Consider the following 214-nt stretch of genomic DNA (forward strand, 5'->3'; position numbering starts at 1 on the left):
GCGAGCTCCGGTACCGGCCCTCTGCGCAGATCGGCGCCGTGCAGACCCGCGGAGGCCGCGGCCGCGGCGATGCAGAGCAGCAGCACGGCGAGGGACGGGCCCCGCCAGGCGCGGGGCGAGCCACGACGGAGGGGGCGCTCACCATCGAGCGCGGGGCGCGCCGACGCGGGTACGGGTGCAGGGGGCGGGGTCGGGGTCGTGGGAGACGCCGAGG

At 79.9% G+C, this 214-nt stretch carries 1 protein-coding gene; it reads right to left on the bottom strand.

The features are described 5' to 3' along the window. On the bottom strand, nucleotides 1-214 hold a 214-nt coding region (locus tag G3I40_RS46610; protein WP_203644971.1), incomplete at both ends, for a hypothetical protein.

The sequence above is a fragment of the Streptomyces sp. SID14478 genome (assembly GCF_010548525.1).
In the GTDB taxonomy this organism is placed as follows: Bacteria; Actinomycetota; Actinomycetes; order Streptomycetales; family Streptomycetaceae; genus Streptomyces.